General features: G+C 62.4%; 5 protein-coding genes. 3 read left to right on the forward strand and 2 right to left on the reverse strand.

Going from position 1 to position 3,739, the window contains the following annotated elements; all coding sequences use genetic code 11:
- Both A7589_RS22410 and A7589_RS22415 read left to right on the forward strand, forming a co-directional pair.
- Positions 1-414, forward strand: a 414-nt coding sequence (locus A7589_RS22410; protein ID WP_008325179.1) for a cysteine hydrolase family protein, incomplete at its 5' end; no start/stop codon positions are given.
- 137 nt (positions 415-551) lie between these two features.
- Positions 552-1,436: a DMT family transporter gene (locus A7589_RS22415; RefSeq protein WP_000058717.1), complete on the forward strand. Its 885-nt coding sequence runs from the start codon at positions 552-554 to the stop codon at positions 1,434-1,436.
- Positions 1,437-1,467: 31 nt separating this feature from the next.
- Here A7589_RS22415 and tet(A) read toward each other — a convergent pair whose 3' ends face one another.
- A complete protein-coding gene (gene tet(A) / locus A7589_RS22420) occupies positions 1,468-2,667 on the reverse strand; it encodes a tetracycline efflux MFS transporter Tet(A) (RefSeq protein WP_000804064.1) in 1,200 nt (399 codons plus the stop codon).
- A gap of 105 nt (positions 2,668-2,772) precedes the next feature.
- On the opposite strand from tet(A), the gene tetR(A) reads away from it, so the two are divergent.
- Positions 2,773-3,423, forward strand: coding sequence for a tetracycline resistance transcriptional repressor TetR(A) (gene tetR(A) / locus A7589_RS22425; protein WP_000164043.1), 651 nt, complete (start codon positions 2,773-2,775; stop codon positions 3,421-3,423).
- Positions 3,424-3,454: 31 nt separating this feature from the next.
- Here the strand turns inward: tetR(A) and A7589_RS22430 are convergent.
- Positions 3,455-3,739 (reverse strand): hypothetical protein (locus tag A7589_RS22430; protein WP_008325176.1); only part of this gene is annotated, 285 nt, incomplete at its 5' end.

The following is a 3,739-nucleotide window of genomic DNA, read 5'->3' on the forward strand; positions in this document are numbered from 1 at the left end:
CACGCCTTGCGCGGCCGGCCCGTGCTGTTCCCCAACTTTTCGCTCGGCGAAGAGTATGAACATGCGCCGCCGGCGACGAATCGCCAAATCTCACCGTATCTCCCGAGCGGACGATTTCGCACCGGTCTGCCCGTCGAAGGGCTTGCGATCGAACGGGGCGACCTTTTCTATGCATGTCCGCGAGCCAGCGTCTTTTATGGCACGGCGCTCGACGCCGACCTTCGGACGCGCGGCGTAAGCACGCTTGTCATGGCCGGGATAAGCACCACCGGCGTTGTTCTTTCAAGCGTCGCCTGGGCTAGTGATGCGGACTACGACGTGCGTTTGGTCCAGGACTGCTGCTACGACCCGGATCGGGATGCCCACGAAGCTCTGTTGCGTTCCGGGTTCGGCGGACGTGTACAGGTCGTGTAATTTTCGGGCCTCGCATGATCGCGGCCATAGCCGCAGGTGGATTGGTGCGAGGCAGGGCCAGTCCAAGTCAGGGTGCGGTCATCGCGGCGCCTGCAACTCTCAAAAACCCATCGCCGTAGCGGAGGTCTTGTAATCGCATGTCATTACGCACGCCCGATTTATTGTTCACAGCGATAGCACCTGCCATTTGGGGCAGCACCTACATTGTCACCACCCAATACCTGCCGAACTTCTCACCGATGACGGTCGCGATGCTGCGGGCGTTGCCGGCGGGTTTATTGCTCGTGATGATCGTCCGACAGATTCCAACGGGAATCTGGTGGATGCGCATCTTCATCCTCGGCGCACTTAATATTTCGCTATTCTGGAGCTTGTTGTTTATTTCGGTCTACCGCCTGCCGGGCGGGGTCGCGGCGACGGTAGGCGCTGTGCAGCCGCTGATGGTCGTGTTCATCTCTGCCGCTCTGCTAGGTAGCCCGATACGATTGATGGCGGTCCTGGGGGCTATTTGCGGAACTGCGGGCGTGGCGCTGTTGGTGTTGACACCAAACGCAGCGCTAGATCCTGTCGGCGTCGCAGCGGGCCTGGCGGGGGCGGTTTCCATGGCGTTCGGAACCGTGCTGACCCGCAAGTGGCAACCTCCCGTGCCTCTGCTCACCTTTACCGCCTGGCAACTGGCGGCCGGAGGACTTCTGCTCGTTCCAGTAGCTTTAGTGTTTGATCCGCCAATCCCGATGCCTACAGGAACCAATGTTCTCGGCCTGGCGTGGCTCGGCCTGATCGGAGCGGGTTTAACCTACTTCCTTTGGTTCCGGGGGATCTCGCGACTCGAACCTACAGTTGTTTCCTTACTGGGCTTTCTCAGCCCGGGGACCGCCGTGTTGCTAGGATGGTTGTTCTTGGATCAGACGCTGAGTGCGCTTCAAATCATCGGCGTCCTGCTCGTGATCGGGAGTATCTGGCTGGGCCAACGTTCCAACCGCACTCCTAGGGCGCGTATAGCTTGCCGGAAGTCGCCTTGACCCGCATGGCATAGGCCTATCGTTTCCACGATCAGCGATCGGCTCGTTGCCCTGCGCCGCTCCAAAGCCCGCGACGCAGCGCCGGCAGGCAGAGCAAGTAGAGGGCAGCGCCTGCAATCCATGCCCACCCGTTCCACGTTGTTATAGAAGCCGCATAGATCGCCGTGAAGAGGAGGGGTCCGACGATCGAGGTCAGGCTGGTGAGCGCCGCCAGTGAGCCTTGCAGCTGCCCCTGACGTTCCTCATCCACCTGCCTGGACAACATTGCTTGCAGCGCCGGCATTCCGATGCCACCCGAAGCAAGCAGGACCATGATCGGGAACGCCATCCATCCCCGTGTCGCGAAGGCAAGCAGGATGTAGCCTGTGCCGTCGGCAATCATTCCGAGCATGAGTGCCCGCCTTTCGCCGAGCCGGGCGGCTACAGGGCCGGTGATCATTGCCTGGGCGAGTGAATGCAGAATGCCAAATGCGGCAAGCGAAATGCCGATCGTGGTCGCGTCCCAGTGAAAGCGATCCTCGCCGAAAATGACCCAAAGCGCGGCCGGCACCTGTCCGACAAGTTGCATGATGAAGAAGACCGCCATCAGGGCGGCGACGACGGTCATGCCCCGGGCCCACCGGAACGAAGCGAGCGGGTTGAGAGCCTCCCGGCGTAACGGCCGGCGTTCGCCTTTGTGCGACTCCGGCAAAAGGAAACAGCCCGTCAGGAAATTGAGGCCGTTCAAGGCTGCCGCGGCGAAGAACGGAGCGTGGGGGGAGAAACCGCCCATCAGCCCACCGAGCACAGGTCCCGCGACCATCCCGAACCCGAAACAGGCGCTCATGAAGCCGAAGTGCCGCGCGCGCTCATCGCCATCAGTGATATCGGCAATATAAGCGCCGGCTACCGCCCCAGTCGCCCCGGTGATGCCGGCCACGATCCGCCCGATATAGAGAACCCAAAGGAAAGGCGCCGTCGCCATGATGGCGTAGTCGACAGCAGCGCCGGCCAGCGAGACGAGCAAGACCGGCCGCCGCCCGAAACGATCCGACAGCGCGCCCAGCACAGGTGCGCAGGCAAATTGCATCAACGCATACAGCGCCAGCAGAATGCCATAGTGGGCGGTGACGTCGTTCGAGTGAACCAGATCGCGCAGGAGGCCCGGCAGCACCGGCATAATCAGGCCGATGCCGACAGCGTCGAGCGCGACAGTGCTCAGAATTACGATCAGGGGTCTGTTGGGTTTCACGTCTGGCCTCCGGACCAGCCTCCGCTGGTCCGATTGAACGCGCGGATTCTTTATCACTGATAAGTTGGTGGACATATTATGTTTATCAGTGATAAAGTGTCAAGCATGACAAAGTTGCAGCCGAATACAGTGATCCGTGCCGCCCTGGACCTGTTGAACGAGGTCGGCGTAGACGGTCTGACGACACGCAAACTGGCGGAACGGTTGGGGGTTCAGCAGCCGGCGCTTTACTGGCACTTCAGGAACAAGCGGGCGCTGCTCGACGCACTGGCCGAAGCCATGCTGGCGGAGAATCATACGCATTCGGTGCCGAGAGCCGACGACGACTGGCGCTCATTTCTGATCGGGAATGCCCGCAGCTTCAGGCAGGCGCTGCTCGCCTACCGCGATGGCGCGCGCATCCATGCCGGCACGCGACCGGGCGCACCGCAGATGGAAACGGCCGACGCGCAGCTTCGCTTCCTCTGCGAGGCGGGTTTTTCGGCCGGGGACGCCGTCAATGCGCTGATGACAATCAGCTACTTCACTGTTGGGGCCGTGCTTGAGGAGCAGGCCGGCGACAGCGATGCCGGCGAGCGCGGCGGCACCGTTGAACAGGCTCCGCTCTCGCCGCTGTTGCGGGCCGCGATAGACGCCTTCGACGAAGCCGGTCCGGACGCAGCGTTCGAGCAGGGACTCGCGGTGATTGTCGATGGATTGGCGAAAAGGAGGCTCGTTGTCAGGAACGTTGAAGGACCGAGAAAGGGTGACGATTGATCAGGACCGCTGCCGGAGCGCAACCCACTCACTACAGCAGAGCCATGTAGACAACATCCCCTCCCCCTTTCCACCGCGTCAGACGCCCGTAGCAGCCCGCTACGGGCTTTTTCATGCCCTGCCCTAGCGTCCAAGCCTCACGGCCGCGCTCGGCCTCTCTGGCGGCCTTCTGGCGCTCCTGCTGCGGCGTCCGCTCGTGGGCCGTGGCGCGGGTCCGCGCGCCGGCCTCGTGCGCCTGGCGCTCGCGGGCGAGGTCCAGGGCGGCCGTCTTCACGTTCTGCCTTGCGCAGATGAGATAGGGGAGCCCGCAGAATTC

It is taken from the genome of Escherichia sp. MOD1-EC6475 (assembly GCF_003046645.1).
In the GTDB taxonomy this organism is placed as follows: Bacteria; Pseudomonadota; Gammaproteobacteria; order Enterobacterales; family Enterobacteriaceae; genus Escherichia; species Escherichia ruysiae.

Bases quoted from the DNA above. Each gene is read 5' to 3' on its own strand.
- A7589_RS22415 (WP_000058717.1), top strand. From the start codon at position 552: ATGTCATTACGCACGCCCGATTTATTGTTCACAGCGATAGCACCTGCC.